A 24,033-nucleotide genomic window follows, 5' to 3' on the forward strand; every position below is an offset into this window, starting at 1 on the left:
AGGGCCCGTGGCGTGGTCTCGCCCACGGTCGCCGCCGGCCGCTCCCGACGGCAAGCCGCTTACGCAGCGACTGGCTCCTCGAACATCGCATCCTGACACCCGGAATGCCTCGTGCGAACGGACGACCTGTTATAGCTGCGGATCAGCTATGGACCCTATGGGCACGAGGTGTCGAGACCTAGCCGTTGAGGTACGCGAGGACCGCGAGCACCCGGCGGTTGTCGTCGTCGGACGGGGGCAGGCCGAGCTTCGTGAAGATGTTGTTGATGTGCTTGCCCACCGCCTTGTCGGTGACGAAGAGGCGGCTGGCGATCGCGTTGTTGGAGCGCCCCTCGGCCATCAGCCCCAGCACCTCGCGCTCGCGCGGGGTGAGCGCCTTCAGCGGCTCCTCGGCCGAGCGGCGCGCCAGGAGCTGGCCGACCACCTCCGGGTCGAGCGCGGTGCCGCCGGCCGCCACCCGCTTGACCGCGTCGACGAACTGGCTCACGTGCGAGACGCGGTCCTTCAGCAGGTAGCCGACGCCGCCGGTGCGGTCGGAGAGCAGCTCGCGGGCGTACAGCTGTTCGACGTGCTGGGACAGCACCAGCACCGGCAGGCCGGGCACCTGCTCGCGGGCGGCGATCGCGGCCTGGAGCCCTTCGTCGGTGAACGTGGGCGGCAGGCGGACGTCGACCACGGCCACGTCCGGCCGGTGCCGCAGGAGCGCGGGGAGCAGCGACGGCCCGTTGTCGACCGCCTCGACCACCTCGAAGTCGTACGCGTCGAGCAGCCGGATCAGCCCGTCCCGGAGGAGGGCAAGGTCTTCGGCGATGACAACTCGCACGGCAGCTCCATGGTCACGACGGTCGGGCCGCCGGGCGGGCTGCTCACGACGACCGTTCCATCGAATGCTGCCAGGCGCCGCTCCATCCCGCGCAGGCCGGTGCCGCCCGCGGGGTCGGCGCCGCCGACCCCGTCGTCGCTGACCGTCATGCCCAGGCCGCGCCCGTCGTGCCGGACCAGCACCCAGGCGCGGGTGGCGTGGCTGTGCTTGACCACGTTGGCCAGGGCCTCGGCGATCGCGAAGTAGGCGGCCGACTCGACCGGGGCCTGCGGCCGCCCGCCGAGCTCGACGTCGACCTCGACCGGGATCGGCAGCGTGAGCGCGAGCGCGCGCACGGCGCCGTCGAGCCCGCGCTCGGCCAGCACCGGCGGGTGGATGCCGCGCACCAGGTCGCGCAGCTCGGACAGGGCCCGCTCGCTGGCGTCGCGGGCCTCGGCGAGCAGCTTTTGCGCGGCGATCGGGTCGCGGGTGACCAGGTCTTCGGCCAGGCCCAGGCTCATGCCCAGCGCGACCAGCCGGGCCTGCGCGCCGTCGTGCAGGTCGCGCTCGATGCGGCGCAGCTCGGCCGCCTGCGCGTCGACGGTCTCCGCCCGGGTACGGGTCAGCACCCGCACCCGCTGGTCGAGCGCTGCCTGGCGGGTGGGGCCGAGCAGCTGCTTGGTGAACCGGTCGTGCAGCCGCAGCAGCGCCGGCGCGATGGCCAGGCCGAGCGCGAGCACGAGCATGCCCTGGGGGATCGCCGCGATCCCCTCGAGCGGGATGTCGATCAGCCAGCCGGGGCCGTAGTGGTAGCCGTCGACGAACTGCAGCACGGTCGGCATGACCAGGATGCCCTCGATCCCGTACCCGACCACGGCCGCGGGCAGGATGCCGAGCGCCAGCGTCAGCGGGGAGCAGAGCAGCCACAGCAGGTCGCGCCAGGTGGCCGGGTCGCCGAGCAGCCAGCGGCAGCGCTGCCAGGCCCCCACCAGGCCGAACGGCGCCATTGGCGGGCGCGGCTTGTACGGCGCGGGGATCTCGACGCCGGACCACTGGCCGGCCAGCTTGCGCCGCTCGTTGGCGAGCGCGCGGACCGGGACCATGATCAGCGGCACGAGGAAGAGGCCGGCGCCGAAGAGCGCCAGGAACGAGATCGAGATGATCGACAGGACCAGCAGCACGACGCCGCAGACGTAGAAGAGCACGCCGATCCAGAACCCCCGCACGCTCGCGGTCAGGCCCTGGCGGATCCAGGCGGTCAGCTCCCCGTTCACCCGATCCATTCTGGCCGACCCGGCGGCCGCTGCCGGTAGGGCTAGCCCCACCCGCCTCGGGGTGCTGTGACCAGTGTCCGGATCCCACGCCCGCCGAAGGATCGAAGGCGACAGTCTCCGAGGGAGGAACCCAAGATGTCGTGGCACTGGATCACGAGACTGCCGTCCGGCAGGCGCACCAAGTTCCTGGCCATCGCGCTGTGGCTCGTCGTCGCGTCCGCGGTCGGCCCGCTCGCCGTCAAGCTCGCCGACGTGGTCACCGACGACGCGGTGGCGTGGCTGCCCCGTACCGCCGAGGCCACCCAGGCGTTCGAGCGGGCGGAGGCGGCCTTCCCCGGCTCCGACCGGCTCGTCGCGGTCGCGGTCTACGCCCGGGACACCGGCCTCACCGGCGCCGACCGGGCCAAGGCCGAGGCGGACCGGGCGGCGTTCGCGCGGTACGCCGCGGGCGGCCAGGTGCCGCCGGCCATCGAGAGCGAGGACGGCCAGGCGCTGCTGATCTCGTTTCCGCTCGCCGGGGACGAGGACCAGCAGACCGAGTCGACCGGGGAGGTCCGGGACCAGCTGGCGAACGCGCCACCGGCCGGCCTGCGCACCGGGCTGACCGGCTCGGCGGGCGCCACCGACGACCTGTTCGACGCGTTCGGCGGCATGGACATCACGCTCGTACTGGTCACCGCCGGCGTGGTCGCGTTGCTGCTGCTGTTCACGTACCGCAGCCCGGTGCTGTGGCTGATCCCGCTGATCTGCGTCGGCGTGGCCAGCCAGGTGGCGAGCGCCGTGGTGTACCTGCTGGCCAAGCACGCCGGGCTGACCATCGACTTCCAGGGGCAGAGCGTGCTCACGGTCCTGGTCTTCGGCGTCGGCGTGGACTACGCGCTGCTGCTGATCGCCCGGTACCGCGAGGAGCTGCGCCGGCACCGCGACCGGCACGACGCGATGCGGGTGGCGCTGCGCCGCTCGTTCCCGGCGATCCTGGCCTCGGCGGCGACGGTCGCGCTCAGCCTGCTCACCCTGCTCGCCGCCGACCTCAACTCCACCCGTAGCCTCGGCCCGGTCGGCGCGATCGGCATCGCCACCGCGTTCCTGGCGATGACGCTGCTGCTGCCGGCCGTGCTTGTCCTCTTCGGACGGTGGCTGTTCTGGCCGTTCGTACCCCGCTACAGCCCCGACGCGCTCGCGCACGACGTGGCGGAGGACCACCGCGTGTGGGGCCGGGTGGCGGCGTTCGTCGGGCGGCGACCGCGCGGCGTCTGGGTCGGCACGGTGGTCGTGCTGGGCCTGCTGAGCCTCGGCATCGGCAACCTGAGCGTGGGGCTGCCGAGCGGGGAGACGTTTACCAAGGAGGTCGGCTCGGTCACCGGCCAGCGCATCATCGCCGCGCACTTCCCGGAGGGCTCCGCGATGCCGGCCGAGGTCACGGCCCGTACCGGAGCGGCGGACGCGGTGGCCGCCGCGCTGCGCGGAGTCGACGGCGTCGCGACGGTGGCCGGCCCGGAGGCGTCGCCGGACGGGCAGTGGGTGCTGATCCGCACCGTGCTCGCCGCGGAACCGGACAGCGCGGCCGCAAAGGACACAGTGGACCGGATGCGGGATGCGGTGCACGCGGTACCGGGCGCGGACGCGCTCGTCGGCGGCCAGACGGCGATCGACCTCGACACCGACCGCGCGTCCAGCCGGGACGAGCGGGTGGTCATCCCGCTGATCCTGGCGGTGGTGTTCCTGATCCTGGTGGTGCTGCTGCGGGCGCTGGTGGCTCCGCTGCTGCTGATCGCCAGCGTGGTGCTGTCGTTCGCGGCCGCGCTGGGAGTCGCCGGGCTGGTGCTGGGCGCGATGGGCTACACCAAGCTCTTCTTCGGCGCTCCGCTGCAGACGTTCCTGTTCCTGGTGGCGCTCGGCGTCGACTACACGATCTTCCTGATGACCCGCGCGCGCGAAGAGGCCGGGCAACTGGGCCACCAGCGCGGCATGCTGCACGCACTGACCGTCACCGGCGGCGTGATCACGAGCGCCGGCTTGGTGCTCGCCGCGACGTTCTCGGCACTGGGCATCCTGCCGCTCGTACCCTCCGTGCAGATCGGCGTGATCGTCGCGGCCGGCGTGCTCCTCGACACGTTCGTGGTCCGCAGCCTGCTGATCCCGGCGCTCGCGGTGCACGTGGGCCGGAAGGTCTGGTGGCCGGGCCGCCCGGTGCGCGAGCCGGCTCGCGCGGCGCCCGACGTGGTGCTAACCCGGGTCTGAGACGCTGTGATCGAAGCTCCCCTCAAGTCGTTCTAGCGACATGAGGGGAGCTTCGATCACGGGAGCGTGTGCGCGCAGTCAGCGGGTGTCTTCGGGGGAGAGGCGGCCGGTGGGGCGGTAGCGGACGCACATCACCGTGCGGTCGCCGTCGGCCCAGGTTTCCCGCGTGGGGAGCACCGGGTACAGGGCGACGCCCGGGTCGCCGGCCGGCCAGCGGCGGGCCTGGGCGCGGCGGCAGCCGTCCCACGCGTACGCGCGCAGGCTCGGCTCGTCCCAGTCGCCGTCGGGTGCCCGGATGAAGCCGTACGACTGGTTTTGCGCGCCCTCGACGCAGGGGCGGTAGAGCACGATCACGCCGTCGAACGCGACGTCGTACTCGGGATCGTCGAAGCACTCGCCGGCCTCGATGTTGAGGACGCCGGGCGTCTCCGCGTCGAGGAAGGTGTCGTCCTTGACCACCGCCTCCGGCCGGGAGGCGCCGGTGACGAGCCCGCCCAGCAGCGCCGCGGAGAGCAGGATGCCCGCGGCCCGCGCGAGCCGCCGCGCGCCCAGTGAAGTGACCATCGCGAACGGCATCGTAGAAATTGATCTTCAAACCTGGCATCACGGCCCGACGGCGCGCTGGCCGCCACGAGATGAACAGTGCCGAAGAGACGGACGAACAACGCAAACGTACCGGCGTATTCGATCATGAGTTAACCGCTCGTCAAGCCTCCTGTCGCGGGGGCGTTGGGCGCCGCTGGCTGAATGGCCCGTCGAGCCACCGCTTGCCGGCGGTGGCGGCTGTCCTCCATACCCCGAGGGGTGAACCAGCTTTGTCTGACCTGAGAAGACCGTGGTCGACCGGGCCGCGGCGGGCGCTGCTCGCTGGCATCGGCGCCGCCGCGCTGCTCGCCGGCGGCTTCGCCGTCGGCCCGTCGGCGTTCGGCGACGCCGCGCCGGGCAAGCACCCGGCCGCGGAGATCCACAAGCCGTCGCCGGTGCCGGACCGCATCGTCCTCACGCCGACCGATACGCCGGCGACCTCACAGCGGGTCACCTGGCGCGCCGAGGCCACCGCCGAGTGGGCCCAGGCGGAGATCCTCGAGGCGCCGAAGGCGCTCGGCCAGGTGGCGCCCCCGACCGGGGCGGTGACCAACGTCAAGGCGATGGCCACGACGCCGGTCAACACCTCGCTCGGGTACGCCTCGACGTACCACACCGCCGAGTTCACCAACCTGAAGCCCAACACCCGGTACACGTACCGGGTCGGCGACGGCACCAACTGGAGCGAGTGGATCGACTTCACCACCGCCGCCACCGGCTTCCAGCCGTTCTCGTTCATCTACTACGGCGACGCGCAGAACTACATCGACACCGCGGTGCCGCGCGTCTTCCGCCAGGCGTTCGCCGACCGCCCGCAGGCCAAGGCGATCGTGAACGCGGGTGACCTCATCGACTCCGCCAACAGCGAGGAGCAGTGGGGTCAGTGGTTCAAGGCCGGTAGCTTCATCGACGCCCAGATCAACAACATCTCGATCCCGGGCAACCACGAGTACAGCGGTGGCCTGTCGACGTTCTGGCGGCCCCAGTTCCCGTACCCGGACAACGGGCCGGGTAACCCGGAGCTCAAGCAGACCGTCTACTACGTGGACTACCAGGGCGTGCGCTTCATCGGCCTGGACTCCAACCTGCAGAGCAACGCCACGCTGATGGCCGCGCAGACCGCGTGGCTCGAGGGCCTCCTGGCGAACAACCCCAACAAGTGGACGGTCGTCACGTTCCACCACCCGGTGTACTCGACGGCCTCCGGGCGCAACAACCCGATCGTCCGGGCGCAATGGGGCCCGCTGTTCGAGAAGTACGGCGTGGACCTGGTGCTCCAGGGGCACGACCACACGTACGGCCGGGGCGGCACGGTGGCGTCGCGTAAGTCGGTGACGGTGCATGACAGCACCGTGTACGCGGTCTCCGTGTCCGGCGGCAAGATGTACGACGTCAGCGGCGACAACTGGACCGGCAACGGCGCCGACATCATGAGCAGCAGCCAGGACACCCAGCTGTACCAGCTCATCGACGTCACCGGCGACACCATCCGGTACGAGGCCCGGTACGCCAACGGCCAGCACCACGACGGCGTGCTCATCCGCAAGAACGACGCGGGCGAGCGCACGGTCAACGAGATCCGCACGCCGGAGAACACCGTCGGCGAGCAGGTCACGGTCAACAAGACCGCCGTCGAGGAGAAGGGGCGGATCAAGGTCAACGCCTACGGGTACGACCCGGGCGAGGAGGTGACCGTCTACCTGCGCAGCACCAAGGCCGGCGAGGGTAAGAAGGGCGTCTTCATCGGCTACCAGGAGGCCGACGAGTTGGGCCGCGTGGAGTTCAGCTTCCAGGTGCCGCCGAGCGCCAAGCGGGGTGGCACGCACGTACTCCGCCTGGACAGCGCCAACCAGCACATCACCAGCCCGATCATCACCATCACGAAGTGACGCGTCGTGGGGGGGCGGCCCCCCCCCCCCCGGGGCCCCCCGGCGGGCCAGGTCGGGGGGGGGGGGGGCCCCCCCCCACCCCCCGCCCGGTGGGGGCCCCCCCCCCCCCCCCCGGCGGCCCCACCCGTGTCCATCTTGGACGGAGGTACGGTGAGGCCAGTCCTGGTCGTCGCCGCCGCGCTCGCGGCGGCGTTCCTGCTCCCCGCCACCCCCGCGGCGGCGCACCCGTTCGGCCCACCGTCGACCGCGCGGGTCAGCGCCGACGGCTCGCGGGTCGCCGTATCGTGGCAGGCCGCCGAGGACGACTGGGTCGCGCTCGGCCGCCACGTGGGCGCGTTCGACACCGCGAGCCCGGACGTGACCGGCGCCGAGCTGCTCCGCCGCTCACCGGGCGTCCGGGACTACCTGCTCGGACGGATCGCGGTCAGCCAGGGCGGGCGCCCGTGCGCCGCAGACCTGGCCGAGCTGGAGGATGTCCTCGCCCAGGGGGCAAGGCTCACGTTCGACTGCCCGGGTCAGGTCGCCGAGGTCGACCTGACGGTGACCGCGCTGACCGACGTCAACGAGGCGTACCGGACGGTGCTCCGCGCCGACACTCCCGCGACGCCGGACCAGGCGCTCTTCACCGCCGCCGTGCCGACGCAGCACATCACGTTCGCGGCGTCCGGCGGCAGCGGCGTACGCCGGTCGGTCGTCAGGGTCGCGATCGCCACGGCCGCCGTACTCGTGCTGGGTCTCGGGTTTTTCCTCGCCCGCCGCCAGCGGGCCCGCAGCGACCGGCGGCCGGCCGGAGCGCGGTCGTGACGGGCTTCGACAACCGGCTGGTCGCGCTCTTCGACGGGCAGGCGGTCTTCTGGCTGGCGCTGGTCACCGCTGTCGCGGTCGGTGCCGCCCACGCGGTCGCGCCCGGCCACGGCAAGAGCATCACCGCCGCGTACCTGGTGGGCACCCGCGGCCGCTACCGGGACGCCGTGCGGCTCGGCCTGATCGTGGCGCTGATGCACACGTTCTCGGTGCTGGTCCTCGCGCTGGTCTGGGTGGGTGTGTCCGGTATGGCCAGCTTGGGCACGGAGACGGTCACCGCGTGGATGCAGGTGGCCGCGGGCCTGGTGGTGATCGGCGTCGGTGCCCATCTGCTGTGGCGCCACGTCCGTAAGCGCCGCCACGCGCACTCGCACGCCCATGCCCACGCGCACGCCCATGCGCACTCCCACGGTCACGACCACGACCACGAGCACCCGCACGACCACCACCATGAGGTACCCGAGGACCCGTGGTCCCGGCGCGGGTTGGTGGCCCTGGGGCTCTCCGGTGGCCTGCTGCCGTCGCCGTCCGCGTTCGTGGTGCTGGTCAGCGGCCTGCTGACCGGCCGGGCGCTGGGCGCGGTGGTGCTGGTGGTCGCGTTCGGCGTGGGGATGGCCGCCACGCTGACCGCCGTGGGCGTGCTCAGCCTGCGCGGCTGGGCGCTGCTGTCCGGCCGTACCCGCCGGTGGTCGACGGCCTGGGTGCCGGCGCTGGCCGGGGCCGGCGTCTGCCTCGGCGGCACCCTCTACCTGGCCGCCGCCGTCTCCGTCCTGGCCGCCTGACCCGGCCTTTCCCGCTGGGCGGCGCGGCCCGGCCCGGCTGCGCGGCCGGCCTGGCGTGCCCGGGCGGAAATCGGGGCTGGGCGTGGTAGTGGGGAGCGTCGATAATGGGGCGATGACGGCCGACCCCGAACAGGCGCGCGTGTCCCACCGCGAGCGGCTGCGGGCTGTCCGCGCGCTGCGGGAGAGCGCCCGCGAGGGGCGGATGTCGGACGTCACGTTCCTCCACCGGCTCCGCGTGGTGATCGACGCCCGGAGGCGCCGTGACCTGGACGCGGCCGTGGGTGACCTGCCGCCGGCCGGCCTCTGGGCGCGGGCCGAGGCGGCAGTGCAGGGCTGGTGGGACCGCACGTTCGGGCAGCGGCAGGCGGCCCTGCTCGACCTGCGGCTGCCGCCCGCCCCGGGGCGCTACCTGATCGGCCGCGACTACGAGTGTGACCTGCGGCTGACCCACGACTCGGTGTCCCGCCGGCACGCCATGCTCACCTCGGTCGACGGGCAGTGGATGGTGGTCGACCTCGGCTCGACCAACGGCACCCGGATCAACGGCTGGCGGCTGCAGGTGCAGACCCCGCTGCGCCCCGGCGACATGCTCGACCTGGGTTTGCAGCGCCTCCGCGTCGTCGCCTAGCGCCCGCGCTGCCGCCGCACCCGGACGAGATCCGGGCGTCCAGGCCCGCGACCGCGGGGTCGACCGGCAGAGACGCATGCATGCGTGCGTGGAGCTCTCGAGCTGCACGCACAAACGGGGCACAGCCCGGCCCCACGGCGGCGGCGCCGCGGTGGGGCGCGCCGCCCAGGGCGCGGCGATTCGCCGCGCGGTCGATGCGGGGTGATCGTGGTATTCCAGTGCCCCTCTGGGGGCACCTATGTACCACGGTCTCGATGGCCGCCCTGGACGAGCGGCCATGGAGGGTAGAAAGGGCGCCGGGAATGGGAACGGCCCCGGCGTGGGACGCGCCGGGGCCGTCCATCGTGGACCTACCGGAGGCCGGGTACGTCGAGGACGATCATCTCGGTGTCGTCGGCGCGGCCCGGGATCCGGCCGTCGTTGCCGGGAAAGTTGTTGTCGTTGGCGACCAGGACGCGGTCACCGCCGAGCGGCAGCACCGACTCGACCGACTGGAGCGGAAACGAGAAGAGCTTGCCCACGCCGTACTCGTTGGGGCGGGCCGGGGTGGAGACGCCACGCGGGTCCGCCACGCGCATCAGGTCGACCGCGGTACGCCGGCCGAGGTAGCCGTCGGCGCCCACCTCGTCCAGGTCGGTGACCACGAGGCGCTTGACCACCGACTGCGGGCCCATCGCGTTGTCCCGCTCGATGAGCACGAGGCGCCGGCCGTCGAGTACGCCCGCGTCACCGACCACAAGGGACGGATCGGCGGCCCGGAACCACCAGGTACGGCCGGTGTAGCGGTTGGCGCGCACGTCGAACTCGTACACGATGCGGCGCCGCTGGTCCGCGTCGTCGGTCTTGGCGCCCTCCAGGATCGGGTACAGCCACTTGCCGTCCTGGCTCACCGCCATCGCCTCGAAGCCGCGGCTGGCCGGTACGGTCGGCGTCTCGCCCGGGGCGAGGTCGGGCGACTGCGGCGACTTGGCCCCGTCGGGAAGCGGGATCGGAGCCTGGAGCACCTTGCCGGTCTTGTCGGTGCGGACCAGGTACGGCCCGAACTCGTCGCCCAGCCACAGGTCGCCCCGGTAGTCCCGGGCCAGCGACTCGATGTCGAAGTCGGCGCCGGTCAGCAGCCGCTCGCGGGTCGCGCCGTTGACGATCGGGAACGGCACCTTGTGCCCCGGGTCGCGGAAGCTGATGAAGCCCTTGACGTCCACCTCGTGACCGCGCCAGTCAGGCTCCACAGTGTACGCCCGCAGCAGGAAGTCGGCCGAGTTGTCCTTCGCGCCGAAACCGTTGTCCGGCATGGCGAGCAGGCGGTTGCCGGGGCCCTGGATCACCGCGGAGAAGCCCGGGATCGGCTGGCCCGGGAACGGTGGCGTGACGCCGTTGACCGGGGTCGGCGGGAGCTGGGTGCCGGAGACCGGACCCGGCTGGTACGCCGTCGCGGAGAGCAGCGCGCGGCTCCGGAGCGAGGGCGCGGGGCGCAGCTCGACCGAGAGCGCGTACACCCGGGTGATCTGCGTGGCGCCGCCGTTGTCGTCGGAGAGCAGCCAGAGCAGCCGGCGGCCGTCGGGCAGCGCCTCGCCGAGCGCCATCGCCTCGATGTTGTCCAGCAGCGGGTTGGGCTGCGGCTGCTTGGCCACCGCGCCGGAGGGTGGGCAGTCGGCGATGTCGACGAGCAGTTCCTTGCCCAGCCACGCGCGCTGGTCGGTGAGCGTGGCGAGCGACGCGACGCCGGTGACGTCGGGCGCGCCGGTCGCGGTGACCCGGTACACCCGTACGGTGTTGCCGACGCCCGCCGTGAAGCCCCGCTCCAGCGCGAGCAGCTGGTCGTCGCCGAGCGCCACGAGCTCGACCAGGCCGAGGTTGGGGTCGGTCCGGTAGGCGAGCTGCGAGACCGGCGTGTACGAGGTGCCGTTCCAGCTTCCGTACTCGAGGATCCGCTGCAGGCCGCGTCCCTCGGCGTCGCGGCCGTCGCCGGAGAGCGGCCCCTCCATCCCGGCGTAGAGGGTGCGGTGGTCCGGGGTGGCGGTGAGCGACTCGAAGGTCTGGTTGACCGCGGCCTCGCCGGCCGGGGTGACCTGGAAGCGGGCCGGCACCGGCAGGCTGGCGAGCTCGCGCCCGTCGGAGAGGCGGAACCGCCGGATCGACGGCTCCCGCTCCGAGCTGGCCAGGACCGTCTTGCCGCCGCGCTCGGCGACCAGGCCCTCGCCGTCGAAGTCGCCGCCGTTGTACGGCGTGCCGTCCGGCCGGGTGAGCACGGTGACGCCGCGCACCTTGGCGGAGACGCCGCGCTTGCCGGCGTCCAGGGCCAGGTCGTAGACCCGGGCCGGCGTGGTGCCGATGTTGTCGACCAGCGCGAGCCCGCGCGACGACTGGGTCAGTGCGAGGGCGGAGAGGCCGGACACCGGGGTGCCGGCGAAGGTGGTCTTGTCGAGCGCGTCGGAGAAGCCCAGCAGCGACGCGTCCGGGGAACAGCGCGAGCTGGGCCGCTCAGCCGACGCCGAGGACGCCGGGAGCGCCGGGAAGGTCGCGGCCGTGGCCACCGCCAGAGCGGCGGCCCGGACGCGTTTCGATGAGGTCATCACGGGCTGATGCAAACCCCTGCCGGGCGCCGAGGTGGAACACCCGCCGGAACGTCGCGTGAACTTTACTGGTACCCGCGGATCTGCTTGAAGACACCGGCGAGCGAGCCGCCGCGGGCGTCGAACGTGCGTCCGCCGCTGATCCGGGCCAGCTCGGTCATCTCGGTGACGTTCCCCTCGCCGAAGAGGAGCGTGAAGATCGGCACCGTCTTGATCTTCGCGGGGAGCTTGGCGTGGTACGTCTTGAACGCCGGCAGCTTCGGCCCGACCGTGCGCTCGCCGTCGGTGAGCAGCACGATCGAGGTGAACCGGTTGGGGTCGGCGGCGTCGAGCTGCTTGGCCAGCTCGATCGCGCGGGTGAGCGCGTCGTAGATGGCGGTGTCACCGTTGGCGGCCAGCCCGCGCACGTACCCGCGGATCTGGTCGGTGACCGGCTGCCGGTTGTCGGCCGGCAGGTCGAAGCGGCGCGGGGTCTTCGGCGTGGTGCTGAACGGCAGCATGACGACCTGCTCGCGCCCGTTGAAGCGGGTCAGCTCGCCGGAGAGCGAACTGTCCGCGCCGGAGAGGCCGAGCAGCGCGGTCTGCAGGCCCTTGATGCGGGCGCCCTTCATCGAGCCCGAGACGTCGAGCACGTAGATGGTGCGGGCCGGCTTGCGCAGGCTGTCGCCGAAGCCGGTGACGAGCGCGGTCGCGTCGTCGTAGCGGGCCGGGAACGGCAGCTCGACGAGGCCGCCGCCGGCCGGGCCGAACGACTTGGCGAGCTCGACGCCGGGCACGGCCGGGCGCCGGAACGTGGTCTCCATGATCTTGCGCTGGGTGGAGGGGCGGCGCAGGTAGTCGGCGACCGCCGCGTAGTTGGTGCGGGCCTGCTCGGCGGCGCCGGACAGCAGCGTGAGCGGGTAGTCGGCGGTGACGACGCCGTCCGCCGGGTAGACGACGGTGAGCGGCTCCTTGAGCTTGCCGCCGGCGTTCAGCGACAGCAGCACCGACTCGTAGTTGACCAGACCGTCGACGGGCACACCGCCGGCCTGCCGCCGCACGTACTCGTCGGCGAGCCAGCCGGACGACCCGGCGGTGAGCGACTGCCCGGCGAAGAACGACTGGAGTCGCGGCGTGAGCGAGGTGATCTCGGCGCTGGTCAGCGCCCGCCCGGTGCCGGCCAGCGCGGCGGCGACGCCGACCAGCGCGGAGTAGCCGGAGTTGGAGGCGGCGGGGTTCGTCATGCCGTACGTGAACCTGCCCGCGCCGGCCGCCTCGGCGATCTCGCTCCACGTTGGACGGTGCTGGTCCCAGCCGAGCTCCTTGGCCTTGCTGTCGCGGAGCGCGAGCACGACGGGGGAGTTGGCCACCTTGGTGCTGACGTCGATCCGGCCGGAGGCCTCGGGGTGGAGCTCCAGATAGCGGTTGTTGGAGAACCAGATCGCGTCGTGGTCGCGTACGGCGGTGCCGGCGGCCACCTTTTCGATCCCGTCGAGGGTGCCGATCTCGGTGAGCTCGACGGTCACTCCGGTGGCGGCTTTGACGTCGTCGAGGATCGGCGCGAGGTCGTGCAGCTCGCTGCCGGCGAGCACGCGCAGGGTGCCGGAGCCCTTCTTGAACGGGCCTTCGGAGGCTTGTGGCGCCGCCGGGGTGTCACAGGCGGCGACCAGCGACAGAGCGGCGAGGGAAAGGGCCAGGATGCGTCGCACGGAAATCCTTGTCATGGTCGGAGGCGCTGGTCGAGCGTCGTGAGGAGGGAGTCGACGACCTCGGGCGCGGGCGCCGGGACGATGTCGGCGAGCTTGGTCGGGAGCGCGGCGCCGCCGGCCGGCACCTGGGCCAGTACGGACGCGGTGGCGGCCTCGTCAGCGGTGCGGAAGCCGTGCTCGGCGGCGAGCCGCAGCAGCTCGGGGTCGTTGGCGATCAGGCGCCCGACCTCGTCGCCGGCGCCGTCGAAGGCGACCACCGTGTGCGCGCTGGGCGTGGTGGGCGACAGGTAGAGCAGCGTCGCGTTGGCGGGTAGCGTGCCGGCCCGTCCGGCGTCGACGTACTGGGCCTCGTAGACGAGCACGAGCGGCGTGTAGTTGAGGCCCTGGGCGAGGTACTTTTCGAACGGGTCCTCTGTGGAGCGTTCCAGCCCGCCCTGGTCGGTGAAGAGTTTGACCACCTCGTCGAGGGCGTTGGCGCCGCCGCCGAGCTGCTGCAGGGCCAGCCAGGCGTACACGCCGGCGGAGTTGGAGTCACCGGGGTGGGTGGTGGTGACCAGCACGTCGCGGCGGGCCGGGTAGGCCACGTTGCCCTTCAGCTGGTCCCAGCGCACATCCCGCTTGGCCAGGTCGAGGTACTTGCCGAGGTCGAGCACCCAGTGCCCCTCGGGCGCCCGGCGGGCCACCCCCTCGGCGGCGAGCAGGTCGGCGACCGGCGTGAACGTGGCGACGGCGAGCGGCGACCAGAACGGCGTGAACCTGCCGGTCGCCGCGCGGGCCTGCGCCACCCGCTGCGCGGCCTGCGCGCTACCGGGAAACGCGAAGTCATACCGGTCGAGCGGGACCGTCGTGGCCATTTCCCGCGAACCGCGCGAGTCGGTCTCGACCCGCAGCCCGTGGCTGGCGAACGCGTCTTTCACCCGCTGGTCGGCGAAGAAGGGCGCCTTCTCGGAACCGACCACCCCGCGCACCGTCTCCAGCCGGTCGACGCCGAGGTACCAGCCGATGCCGGCGCCGAGGGCGGCCAGCACGACCACGGTCGTGACGATGATCCAAAGGCGTTTCACGGCCCGATGGTGGTCGGGGCGGGAAGCCCGCACGGTTGATGGACGGTGAATTCCCGGTGAATGGATGGGCGGGATACGCCGCGGGGACGGTGTTCGGCGCCGGTCCCGTTCACCTGTTGTGCGTCTGGCGCGCGTCTGGCATTGACATGGCCTTCGCGCGGGCTGAATAGACCGTCCGTGTGATTCGAGTCCGAGCCACCCTCGCCACCTTGTCCGCCGTCGCCGTCACCGCCCTCACCGCGGTCGCGTTTCCGGCACCCGCCGCGGCGGCGCCGCTCGGCACCGTGCGGCTCTCGGCGGCCAAAGGCACCGTCGACCAGTCGCCGATCTTCGCCACCGCGTCCGCCTCGAAGCCCTGCCCGGACGGGTACGGCAGCGACGCGCAGGTGCGGATCGGACCGCCCGGCGGCCCGTACCAGAACGTCGCCACGCCGCTGCGCGATGGCGGGTACGACAAGAAGGCGGTCTCGGTCAAGCCCAACCGCTCCTTCAGCCGGGCCATCGGCGGCGCGCCGGCCGACGGCGAGTGGTGGGTCGTGGTGGAGTGCTACAGCCTGACGCGGGGCCAGCACCCCGACCGGTTCATCACCCCGCTCACCGTCGCCGGGCGGGAGTGGAAGGTGGGCCAGCCGGCCGGCGGCGCCTCCCTGGACTCACCGCCCCCGCCGGAGCCGACCGTACCGATCAACGCTCCCTCCGGCCCGGCCACGCCCACCGCCGGCGCGCCGGAGGCCGGTACGCCGGACCCGGCGACCACCGCGCCGGCGGTCCCCGACCCCGAGCTCGCGAGCAACGACCGGTCCGGCTCCGCCTCGCCGCTGGCGAGCGCGATGTGGGTCGGCGGGGTGGTAGTGGTGCTCGGAATCGTCGGCGCGGTCGCTTTGTTGACCCGTCGGCGCCGCGCGAACTGACCGTTCGGACGGGGCCCGGCGACGAACGTCTACAAATATATAAGCGTCAATGAAAGAAATCGTCGAAATCATGACGAAGCAGTTCCTGGCCATGCATTCGTCCGGCCGCCCTATCCGAACGGTGGATACGCCCTTACCCGCTGTTCACCTCTTGCATGTCCGGCGTGAGTCTACGGCTGCGCGCGCGGACATCGTCCGTCACGAGGCTGATCCCACTGATCGAGCGCGTTGGGGAGCGCGGTCAGCCATGCGCACCAAAGTGCGCATTGCGGAAGGGACAATGGTGCAGCATTCACGGTTCGTGTTTCTCGCCGCGCCGATGCCCGAGTCGAAGGACGGCGACGGGGCCGAAGGCATTCTCTGGATGCTGGTTTCGCCGAACAACCGCCCGCTTGGTCGCGGCACCACCTACCACGAGACGTACGGCTCCTGCCGCCAGGCGGTCCTGGACCTCCAGGCCAACTGCGAGCGGGTCAAGCCGGTCGAGACGACGGTCGAACTGACCGGCCAGTGGTCGTGGCGGATCGAGCTGGACGGAGAGCCGGTGGCGGTGTCCAGCCGGTCGTACCTGCGGGCCCGGGAGTGTTCGTACAACCTCGAGCGCTTTCTGGAGGCGGTGCCGAAGGCCGAGGTCGTCGCCGGCACCCGGAGCGTCCGGCGCGGGCGGCGGCGGGCGGGCGTCGTCGACCCACCACCGCGACCCAACCGAGAGCTTCGGAACGCGGGCTGATGACCGTAACGTCGACCGACCCACCAGCCACGAACGTACCGTCCACACCGGAGGGTCCACCGGACCGCCCACGCCGGATCCGCGAGCGCCGGGCGCTGTCGGACCTGCTGTTCCGGGGCGTCGCGCGCGCCGGCGGTACGGCGGTCCTCGCGATCATGCTGCTGGTCGGGATCTTCCTGACCCGGGACGCGTTGCCCGCGTGGCGGGAGGCCGGCCTCGGCTTCCTCACCACCCAGGCGTGGGACCCGCAGGGCGGCGACTTCGGCGTCGCGGGCGTCCTCGTCGGTACGGTGCTCATCGGCATGGTGGCGATCAGCGTCGCGGTCCCGCTCGCCTTCGGCGCCTCGCTCTACATCTCGGAGTACGCCCCGAACCGGCTCAAGCCGCTGCTCGTCAACCTGGTCGACCTGATGGCGGCGGTGCCGAGCGTGGTGTACGGCATCTGGGGCCTGTTCCTGCTCCAGCCGAAGATCCTCGTCGTGGGCGAGCAGGGCGACGGCCTGCCCCGGTGGCTGGCCACCTACTTCGGCTGGATCCCGCTCTTCCAGGTGGACGACTACGACCCGCGCGACCCGCTGGCGAGCCCGACGTCGCTGACCGCGTCGACGTTCGTCGCCGGCCTCGTCGTGGCGATGATGGTGACCCCGATCATCGCGTCGATCATGCGGGAGGTCTTCTCGCAGGCCCCGCTCGGCGAGCGCGAGGGGGCGTACGCGCTCGGCGCCACCAAGTGGGGGATGATCCGCTCGGTCGTGCTGCCGTTCGGCCGGGGCGGCATGGTCGGCGGGACGATGCTCGGGCTGGGCCGGGCGCTCGGCGAGACGATCGGGGTCTACCTGGTCGTCTCCGTGGTCTTCGTGATCCAGCCACACATCCTGCAGAACGGCGGCGGCTCGATCTCCGCGCTGATCGCGCTCCGGTACGCGGAGGACCTCGGCGTCGGCTTCGCCGCGCTGATGGCCGCCGGCCTCGTGCTCTTCGGCGTCACGCTGATCGTCAACTTCGGCGCCGGCATCATCATCAACCGCAGCCGCTCGGGCGCGGCGAGCGAGGTGTAGGCGATGACGACCGAGGTGCGGCCCGCGGTGACCACCGAGCCGGCCGAGACCACGCTGCCCCGGGCCACCGTCGAGCCGGCGGCCCCGGAGGCGCGGCGTACGACGGGCACCACCCGCCGGACCGACGTGTTCGCGCTCCTCGGCGCGGCGGCGTCCGCGGTCAGCCTGGCCGCGGTGCTCTTCACCCAGCTCACGCCCTTCGACGGCGTACTCGGCTTCGTCGTCGTGTCGTACGTGCTGTTTCTCGCCTTCTACGCGCTGCTGGTCTCGCTCGACGAGTCCGGGCCGGCGGTGCGCGACCGGCTGGCCGGGGTCGTGATCCACAGCCTCGCGTTCCTGATGCTGCTCGCCCTCGTGGTGGTCCTGGTCTTCACCTTCGTACGGGGGCGGGAGGCGCTGTCCCACCCCAACTTCTACTACGAAGACATGCAGGCCGCCGGGCCGTTGCAGCCCCTCGACGTCGGGGGCGTGCGGCACGCGATGATCGGCACGCTGGAGCAGATCGGCATCGCCTTGGCGATCACCCTGCCGCTCGGCGTGATCGGCGCGGTCTTCCTCAGCGAGCTTCCCGGGCCGTACAGCCGGTTTGTGCGGACGATCGTGGAGGCGATGACCGCGCTGCCGTCCATTGTGGCCGGTCTCTTCGTGTACGGCACGATCATCCTCGCCCTCGGCGTCCCCCTCTCCGGCCTGGCCGGCTCGATCGCGCTGAGCGTGATGATGCTGCCGATCATCATCCGCGCCGCGGACGTCGTGATCAGGCTGGTGCCGGGGTCGCTCCGCGAGGCGTCGCTGGCCCTCGGCGCCTCGCAGTGGCGCACGATCTGGCACGTCGTGCTGCCGACCGCGCGCTCCGGCATCACCACCGCGGTCATCCTGGGCACCGCGCGAGGCATCGGTGAGACCTCGCCCGTGCTGCTGACCGTCGGCGCCACCGCGGTCACCAACCTCAACCCGATCGACAACCCGCAGATGTCGTTGCCGCTGGTGACGTTCCAGCTGGTGCGCACGCCGTCCGACACGATGATCGCCCGCGGCTTCGGCGCGGCGGCCGTGCTGATGATCCTCGTGCTCTTCCTGTTCGTACTGGCCCGTCTCATCGGCGGTCGGATCCCGGGGCAGCTCAGCCGCGGCCAGCGGCGCCGCCGGGCACACGCCTCCCGCCGGGACGCGCGGCGGTTCGCCGCCCGCGAGCGCGCCCGCCGGGCGTTGGCGACCCAGACCGATGGCATCGCAACGACCGACAGTAGGGAACTGAGCTGATGACCAGAGAGTGGACCGGCGTGACCCACCGCCTGGCCCGCGCCGTCGCCGCTGTCCTCGCGGCGATGCTGGTGTTCCTCGCCGGGCCGCCCGCGCCGGCGTCAGCGGCGCCGAGAAAGGTACCGATCAACGGCGCGGGTTCGACCTGGAGTTCCAACGCGATCGAAAACTGGCGGCGCAACGTCGGGCGGAGCATCACGGTCAACTACAACGCGAGCGGCTCGACCGACGGCCGTAACCGCTACAAGCAGGGGACCGTCGACTTCGGTGTGTCCGAGATCCCGTACGGCATGACGGACCGATTCGCCGGCACCGACCCGCCCCCCACGCGCACGTACGCGTACATGCCGATCGTGGCCGGCGGCACGGCCTTCATGTACAACCTGCGGATCGGCGGGCGCCGCGTCACCAACCTCCGGCTCTCCGGCGAGGTGGTCGCGAAGATCTTCACCGGCGTCATCAAGCGATGGAACGACCCGGCGATCGTGGCGGACAACCCGGGGCTCACCATGCCGGCGCGCGCCATCGTGCCGGTCGTGCGCCAGGACGGCTCCGGCACCAGCGCGCAGTTCACGCTCTGGATGAGCAAGGAGCACGGGTCGATCTGGGACGCGTACTGCCGGAAGTTCAACAAACCCGCGCCGTGCGGCCTCACCTCGCAGTACCCGTACCGGCCGAACGAGGGCTTCATCGGCCAGACCGGCTCCAACGGCGTCTCCGGCTACGTCTCGCAGAGCAACGCCGAGGGCGCCATCACCTACGTCGAGTACTCGTACGCGCGGAACTCGCGCTTTCCGGTGGCGAAGGTGCTGAACCGGGCCGGGTACTACACCGAGCCGACCGCCTCCAACGTGGCGGTCGCGCTGACCAAGGCCCGGATCAACACCAACCAGCGCAGTGCGGGCTACCTGACCCAGATCCTCGACGACGTGTACCGCTTCGACGACCCGCGGACGTACCCGCTGTCGTCGTACTCGTACATGATCATCCCGGTCGACCGGGTCGACGTGGGCAGCATGACCCTCGACAAGGGATACACGCTGGGCCTGTTCGCCTACTACTTCCTCTGCGAGGGGCAGCAGCAGGCCGACGTCCTGGGCTACTCGCCACTGCCGAAGAACCTCGTGGAAGCCGGGTTGAACCAGGTGCGCCGGATCCCCGGCGCCGAGCAGCGAGACATCAACGTCGCGGGCTGCAACAACCCGACGTTCCGGGGTGGTCGCAACGTCCTGCTCGAAAACGCCGCGCGCCCGCCGGCCTGCGACAAGAAGGGGTCGACGCAAAACCCGAAGGCCACCGGCGGCGCTCCCGAGGACACCCCGGTCAAGGCCTCGGCCAGGTGTGCGTCGAGCGGCGGCGGCAACAACACCGCCGACAACGGCGGGGCAAACACCAGCGGGCCCAGCGGCTCGCCCACGACCGGCCCGCCGGCCAGCGCCGCGCCGGTCGACCCGGACACCGGCCTGCCCGCGGGTGACGAGGGCGCGGGTGCCGGCGACGGCGAGCAGGTCGCGGCCGTACCCGTGTCGCTCGACGGCGAAGGCGGCTGGCGCTTGCGGCACACGATCATGGTGATCGCCGCGCTGCTCTTCCTCGGCCTGATCCTCGGTCCGCCGCTGCTCGCCAACGCGCTGCGCGGCCGCCGCGACCCCGGGGGGCAGGGATGAGCCGCCGGACGGTCGCCGGGTTCCTGGTGGCGCTCACCGCCGCCAGCCTGCTCTTCGTCGTGGACCCGGGCGCCGATCCCGCGCGCGGTGCCGCCGAGGACGGCGGCGGGGGTGGCGGCAACGGCGGCTCGTCGGTGACCGTGCACGGCACCAAGCAGGGGTTCGAGGACTTCACGGGGCTCGCGGTCACCGTGTCGAAGACGAGGAACCTGACGAACGAAGCGATCACCGTGACCTGGACGGGAGCCCGGCCCTCGCCGCTCGGTTACCCCGGCACGGACTTCCTCTCGCTCATGCAGTGCTGGGGAAGCCCGGAGGCGAAGGACTTCCGCGAGACCTGCGCGTACGGGATGGATCTCGACGTGCCCGAGCGTCCCGGCGGCGCGGTGGCCATCGACGCCGGGCGGCGCCGCGTGGCCGACACGCCTTACGCGGCGGGCTACCCGGCTCCCGACCCGGACGAGAGCCCGGAGAAGACCGGGCTGGCGGCGGGCGCCAAGATGGTGCCGTTCAAGACGGTGACGGGCGAGCGCTCCCGGGACGGCAGCCCCGGCCAACCGTTCGGCACGAAGCCGAACCCGTCGGGCGGTCCTGACCTCGAAGAGACAGATGTCGACGTCATGACCCGGTATCTGGCCAAGGAGACCACCAACGAGTACCCGTACGCGTTGACCGCGGCCGACGGCACCGGCCGGGTCACCTTCGAGGTACAGAACGACCGGCTCGCCCCGCACCTCGGCTGTGGGGCGCCGTACCAGGCTCCGGACGGCCAGCAGAAGCCACGCCCGTGCTACCTGGTGATCGTCCCGAGGGGATACCACCACCCGTACACCGGCGTGGATGTCACCAACGACTCCAACCCGGCCGTGAGCGGCTCCCCGTTCAAGCCGGTCGTCTGGCAGCACCGGATGGTCGTACCGCTGGAGTTCGCGCCCGTGGAGGGGGGCTGCTCGCTCGACAAGGCGGAGCGGCGTACCGCGGGCGCCGAGGCCGTGGCCGAGGCGGTGACCTCCTGGCAGCCCGTGCTCTGCGCCAACGACGGCCCGATCTACGGCTACTCCGCGATCAGTGACTTCGAGGCGGCCCAGCAGGTCGTCAGCGCTTCGGAAAGCGCGCCCGGCCTGGTCTACAGCGCGGATCCGGTGGTCTCCAGCAACCCGCCGGTCGTGCACGCGCCGGTCACGCTGAGCAGCACCGTGATCGCCGTCAACATCGACTACAACATCATCCTCCCGAACCACGTCAGCGGCCCGCCGACTCCGCCGGAGATCGAGCGGCTGCGCGGGCTGGCCCTGACCGATCTGAAGCTGACGCCGCGGCTGCTGGCCAAGGTGCTCACCCAGAGCTACACCCGCGACGACATCACCGACAAGGAGCGCGACCAGACCGCCGGCAACCCGGAGAGCATCCGCTACGACGAGGAGTTCCTGACCCTCAACCCGGTCTTCCGGCACTGGCCCCGGGAGCGGGCCGTGACGCTGGACGGCCTGATGGTCTCGGTCGGCAGTTCGGTGGCCGCACGTGAGGTCTGGCAGTGGATCCTGGGCGACGCCGAGGCGAGGACGTGGATCCAGGGCAAGAACCCCGACGAGAACGGCATGTGGGTCAACCCCGTCTACAAAGACATGTTCAGCACCGCGCCGGACACGTTTCCGAAGGCCGATCCGGACTGCCACGAGGAGGAGCGCTTCGAACCCATCCAGGGGGCGAACGTCACGTTTCCCCTTTGCACGCTCGACAAATGGCCGTACATGGGCTCGATGAACGAGGCGGCGCTACAGACCCTACGGGCCCAGACGAAGGGCAAGGACCTGCCGCTTCGCCCGGTACCGAACACCACCGACAACACCCCGTGCTGCCGCTACTCCGACCTGCCCCGGAAGTTTCCGGGCTCCCGGTTCGTCATGTCGGTCACCGACTCGGCGTCGGCCGCCCGGTACGGGCTCTTCACCGCCCAGCTCTGCAAGCCCAAACGCGACTCGCTCGGCAAGCTGGTGATGCCGGACGACTGCCGGACGCCGACCGACGAGGCGGTGAACGCCGCCGCCGCGACCGCGGTCGGCAGCCAGGTGGAAGGCGTGAAGGTCGTCGATCCGGTCAAGGCGTGGGCGACGCAAGGGGCGTACCCGTTGACGACCGTGTCGTACGCGATCGCCGACACCAGCGAGCCGGTCGAGGCCCGGCGCGAGTACGCGAAGCTGCTGCGGTACGCCGCCGGCTCGGGCCAGGACCCGGGTGAGGCGTGGGGCCAGCTGCCGGAGGGCTACGTCCCGCTGCCGGCCGCGCTGCGGGAGCAGACGATGATCGCCGCCAGCCAGCTGGAAAACTGGGTGACGCCCACATCGCCACCGGCGGACAACTCCGGCGGACCCGACCCCGGTGCGGCGCCGGCGCCCACCGACGGAGTACCCAGCGGCGGTGCCACCCCGTCGGCCGGTACCCCGGCGCCCGGCCCCCCGCCGTCGGCCGCTCCCGCCGCGCAGTCGCAGTCGACGCTCGGCAGTCCACTAGGGATCATCCGGTTCATTCTGATCGCCGCCTTGGTCATGGGATTGCTCGGCGGCATCGCCGGTCCGATCATGCAGCGATTCGCGATCCGGTCCGGCAGAAAATGACCATCGCAGCGGAAGGGTCATTTCGCCAGACCCTGTTCATCCGGCCTACGTGTTGGCGAGAGACACACGCGCGAAACGTTTGTCTGGCATCGGTTTCGGCGGTCAATCCGGCGACGCGACGATTGCTCCGGCTCGTCTGGCATGGAGGCGAGTCGGAGCGTCTTGCCCGGAGGGCCTGGGTCGAATGGCTCAGCCCGCGAGCCAGGCCTCTGAGTCCCGCAGAAAGGGAGCACGCATGAAGGTCAAGACCATCGGCAGAGCGGCGGTGATGGGCATCGGCACCATCGTCGCGCTGGCTGTGGCGGCCACCCCGGCCGTCGCAGACCCGGACCCGGCCACCGAGTTCCGCCAGCTGGCCGGTGTCGGCTCGGACACCACCCAGGACCTCGGCAACGGTCTCGGCGAAGCGCTCGGCGCCGGTGACGTCGTCGCCTCGTGGGACGCCCGTCCGCCGGCCGGCGCGACCACCACCATCAAGACGAAGGCGAGCGGCTGCTCGTTCCAGCGGCCCAACGGCTCCGGCCAGGGTCGCCAGGCGCTGCGCGCGTCCGAGGGCGAGGACCTCGACGGTGCCGGCCCCGGCACCGCCGGCCAGTTCCCGGCCGCCACCGGTGTGAACATCCAGGGCTGCGTCGACTTCGCCCGCTCGTCGAGCTACGGCGGCGGCAGCACCCCGTCGGCCAGCGGCCCGTACACCTACATCCCGGCGGGCGTGGACGCGGTGACGCTGGCCGTCCACGAGAACGGCGACCTGCCGTTCCAGTGGTCGTTCGCGCAGATCCAGCGGGTCTACAAGTGCTTCGACACCGCGGTCGCGGGCAACGCGGTCGTGCCGCGGATGATCCAGACCGGCTCGGGCACCTGGGAGTTCTGGATCCAGCCGGCTCGCATGGCGATCACCGAGAACGAGATCAACGCGGGCGACTACCCCTGCCTGGCGGTGGACAACGACAACAACATCACCACCCCCGCCATCCCGGTGCACGCCCGGGTGCAGGAGCACGACGGTACGGTCCTGAACGGCAACCCGACCCACGTCATCCCGTTCTCGGCCGGGCAGTACGTCGCCCAGAGCAACCACGAGGTGATCGAGGACGTGCTGGCGCCGGTGACCGTCGCCGACCGTCGCGGCTTCGCCCACCCGGTCGCGGTCAGCACCACCACCGTTCCCAACACGGAGCCGGTCGTCGGCGGCGTGCTGAACGTCAACTTCCCGGCTCCCTTCCGCCGGGACGTCTACAACGTGGTGCCCACGGCTGACCTGTCGAACCCGACCATCGCCAGCACGTTCGTCGGTACCGGCTCCGCGGTGTGCAGCGACACGGTGACGGTCAACGGCCAGCAGCGGCGGGTCATCGAGCTGTTCGGCTTCGGCTACCGCGGCACGTTCTCCAGCCCGCTGGAGGCGAACTGCGGCTACACCAGCCTCCGGTTCACCAGCTGAGCACGTACCCGATTT

Annotated in this window: 18 protein-coding genes; 12 read left to right on the forward strand and 6 right to left on the reverse strand. The window is 71.8% G+C overall.

Annotated features, from left to right (window positions below):
- Window positions 1-178: 178 nt before the first annotated feature.
- Window positions 179-823, reverse strand: coding sequence for a LuxR C-terminal-related transcriptional regulator (locus RB614_RS00530; RefSeq protein ID WP_308710275.1), 645 nt, complete (start codon window positions 821-823; stop codon window positions 179-181).
- On the reverse strand, window positions 775-2,076 hold the full coding sequence (locus tag RB614_RS00535) for a sensor histidine kinase (protein WP_308710276.1): 1,302 nt from the start codon (window positions 2,074-2,076) through the stop codon (window positions 775-777). Before RB614_RS00535 ends, RB614_RS00530 begins: the two co-directional genes overlap by 49 nt.
- 135 nt (window positions 2,077-2,211) lie before the next feature.
- Here RB614_RS00535 and RB614_RS00540 point away from each other — a divergent pair, with 135 nt between their 5' ends.
- Entirely contained in the window at window positions 2,212-4,317 is a 2,106-nt protein-coding gene (locus RB614_RS00540) for an MMPL family transporter (protein WP_308710277.1), read from the forward strand.
- A 78-nt stretch (window positions 4,318-4,395) separates the two neighbouring features.
- Here RB614_RS00540 and RB614_RS00545 read toward each other — a convergent pair whose 3' ends face one another.
- Window positions 4,396-4,881 carry a hypothetical protein gene (locus RB614_RS00545; protein WP_308710278.1) on the reverse strand — a complete coding sequence of 162 codons (486 nt, stop codon included), beginning with the start codon at window positions 4,879-4,881 and terminating at the stop codon, window positions 4,396-4,398.
- A gap of 251 nt (window positions 4,882-5,132) precedes the next feature.
- Here RB614_RS00545 and RB614_RS00550 point away from each other — a divergent pair, with 251 nt between their 5' ends.
- The 4 genes from RB614_RS00550 to RB614_RS00565 all read left to right on the forward strand — a co-directional run bounded on the left by RB614_RS00550 (window position 5,133) and on the right by RB614_RS00565 (window position 9,005).
- The gene (locus RB614_RS00550; RefSeq protein WP_308710279.1) at window positions 5,133-6,791 is read left to right on the forward strand and encodes a purple acid phosphatase family protein; all 1,659 of its coding nucleotides are present in this window, start codon (window positions 5,133-5,135) and stop codon (window positions 6,789-6,791) included.
- Between the two features lie 150 nt (window positions 6,792-6,941).
- Window positions 6,942-7,595 carry a hypothetical protein gene (locus tag RB614_RS00555; protein WP_308710280.1) on the forward strand — a complete coding sequence of 218 codons (654 nt, stop codon included), beginning with the start codon at window positions 6,942-6,944 and terminating at the stop codon, window positions 7,593-7,595.
- Complete coding sequence (locus RB614_RS00560) at window positions 7,592-8,377, forward strand: nickel/cobalt transporter (RefSeq protein ID WP_308710281.1); 786 nt, start codon at window positions 7,592-7,594, stop codon at window positions 8,375-8,377. The genes RB614_RS00555 and RB614_RS00560 overlap by 4 nt, the downstream gene beginning before the upstream one ends.
- A gap of 112 nt (window positions 8,378-8,489) precedes the next feature.
- Window positions 8,490-9,005, forward strand: coding sequence for a DUF1707 and FHA domain-containing protein (locus tag RB614_RS00565; protein ID WP_308710282.1), 516 nt, complete (start codon window positions 8,490-8,492; stop codon window positions 9,003-9,005).
- Window positions 9,006-9,355: 350 nt separating this feature from the next.
- Here the strand turns inward: RB614_RS00565 and RB614_RS00570 are convergent, their stop codons facing one another.
- From RB614_RS00570 to RB614_RS00580, 3 genes are all read right to left on the reverse strand, one after another.
- Window positions 9,356-11,578, reverse strand: coding sequence for an esterase-like activity of phytase family protein (locus RB614_RS00570; RefSeq protein WP_308710283.1), 2,223 nt, complete (start codon window positions 11,576-11,578; stop codon window positions 9,356-9,358).
- Window positions 11,579-11,643: 65 nt separating this feature from the next.
- On the reverse strand, window positions 11,644-13,266 hold the full coding sequence (locus RB614_RS00575) for a vWA domain-containing protein (protein WP_308710284.1): 1,623 nt from the start codon (window positions 13,264-13,266) through the stop codon (window positions 11,644-11,646).
- 11 nt (window positions 13,267-13,277) lie between these two features.
- Window positions 13,278-14,330: a hypothetical protein gene (locus tag RB614_RS00580; RefSeq protein ID WP_308710285.1), complete on the reverse strand. Its 1,053-nt coding sequence runs from the start codon at window positions 14,328-14,330 to the stop codon at window positions 13,278-13,280.
- 209 nt (window positions 14,331-14,539) lie between these two features.
- Between RB614_RS00580 and RB614_RS00585 the strand changes: the two genes are divergently transcribed.
- From RB614_RS00585 to RB614_RS00615, 7 genes are all read left to right on the forward strand, one after another.
- Window positions 14,540-15,241 carry a hypothetical protein gene (locus RB614_RS00585; RefSeq protein WP_308710286.1) on the forward strand — a complete coding sequence of 234 codons (702 nt, stop codon included), beginning with the start codon at window positions 14,540-14,542 and terminating at the stop codon, window positions 15,239-15,241.
- Window positions 15,242-15,521: 280 nt separating this feature from the next.
- The gene (locus RB614_RS00590) at window positions 15,522-15,971 is read left to right on the forward strand and encodes a hypothetical protein (protein ID WP_308710287.1); all 450 of its coding nucleotides are present in this window, start codon (window positions 15,522-15,524) and stop codon (window positions 15,969-15,971) included.
- Window positions 15,971-17,029 (forward strand): phosphate ABC transporter permease subunit PstC, encoded by a 1,059-nt coding sequence (pstC, locus tag RB614_RS00595; protein ID WP_308710288.1) that lies wholly within the window; start codon window positions 15,971-15,973, stop codon window positions 17,027-17,029. The genes RB614_RS00590 and pstC overlap by 1 nt, the downstream gene beginning before the upstream one ends.
- A 3-nt stretch (window positions 17,030-17,032) precedes the next feature.
- Window positions 17,033-18,292, forward strand: a complete 1,260-nt coding sequence (gene pstA, locus RB614_RS00600) for a phosphate ABC transporter permease PstA (protein WP_308710289.1) — start codon at window positions 17,033-17,035, stop codon at window positions 18,290-18,292.
- Window positions 18,292-19,959, forward strand: a complete 1,668-nt coding sequence (locus RB614_RS00605; RefSeq protein ID WP_308710290.1) for a phosphate ABC transporter substrate-binding protein PstS — start codon at window positions 18,292-18,294, stop codon at window positions 19,957-19,959. The genes pstA and RB614_RS00605 overlap by 1 nt, the downstream gene beginning before the upstream one ends.
- On the forward strand, window positions 19,956-22,574 hold the full coding sequence (locus RB614_RS00610) for a hypothetical protein (RefSeq protein ID WP_308710291.1): 2,619 nt from the start codon (window positions 19,956-19,958) through the stop codon (window positions 22,572-22,574). Before RB614_RS00605 ends, RB614_RS00610 begins: the two co-directional genes overlap by 4 nt.
- Before the next feature lie 235 nt (window positions 22,575-22,809).
- A complete protein-coding gene (locus RB614_RS00615) occupies window positions 22,810-24,018 on the forward strand; it encodes a hypothetical protein (protein WP_308710292.1) in 1,209 nt (402 codons plus the stop codon).
- Window positions 24,019-24,033: the final 15 nt, after the last annotated feature.

The organism is Phytohabitans maris (assembly GCF_031085175.1).
Taxonomy (GTDB): domain Bacteria; phylum Actinomycetota; class Actinomycetes; order Mycobacteriales; family Micromonosporaceae; genus Phytohabitans; species Phytohabitans maris.

Excerpts from the sequence above, each read along its gene's own strand:
- pstA (WP_308710289.1), top strand. The coding sequence starts at position 17,033 with ATGACGACCGAGGTGCGGCCCGCGGTGACCACCGAGCCGGCCGAGACC.
- RB614_RS00565 (WP_308710282.1), top strand. The coding sequence starts at position 8,490 with ATGACGGCCGACCCCGAACAGGCGCGCGTGTCCCACCGCGAGCGGCTG.
- RB614_RS00605 (WP_308710290.1), top strand. The coding sequence starts at position 18,292 with ATGACCAGAGAGTGGACCGGCGTGACCCACCGCCTGGCCCGCGCCGTC.
- pstC (WP_308710288.1), top strand. The coding sequence starts at position 15,971 with ATGACCGTAACGTCGACCGACCCACCAGCCACGAACGTACCGTCCACA.
- RB614_RS00610 (WP_308710291.1), top strand. The coding sequence starts at position 19,956 with ATGAGCCGCCGGACGGTCGCCGGGTTCCTGGTGGCGCTCACCGCCGCC.
- RB614_RS00545 (WP_308710278.1), bottom strand. The coding sequence starts at position 4,881 with ATGGTCACTTCACTGGGCGCGCGGCGGCTCGCGCGGGCCGCGGGCATC.
- RB614_RS00615 (WP_308710292.1), top strand. The coding sequence starts at position 22,810 with ATGAAGGTCAAGACCATCGGCAGAGCGGCGGTGATGGGCATCGGCACC.
- RB614_RS00570 (WP_308710283.1), bottom strand. The coding sequence starts at position 11,578 with ATGACCTCATCGAAACGCGTCCGGGCCGCCGCTCTGGCGGTGGCCACG.
- RB614_RS00590 (WP_308710287.1), top strand. The coding sequence starts at position 15,522 with ATGGTGCAGCATTCACGGTTCGTGTTTCTCGCCGCGCCGATGCCCGAG.
- RB614_RS00540 (WP_308710277.1), top strand. The coding sequence starts at position 2,212 with ATGTCGTGGCACTGGATCACGAGACTGCCGTCCGGCAGGCGCACCAAG.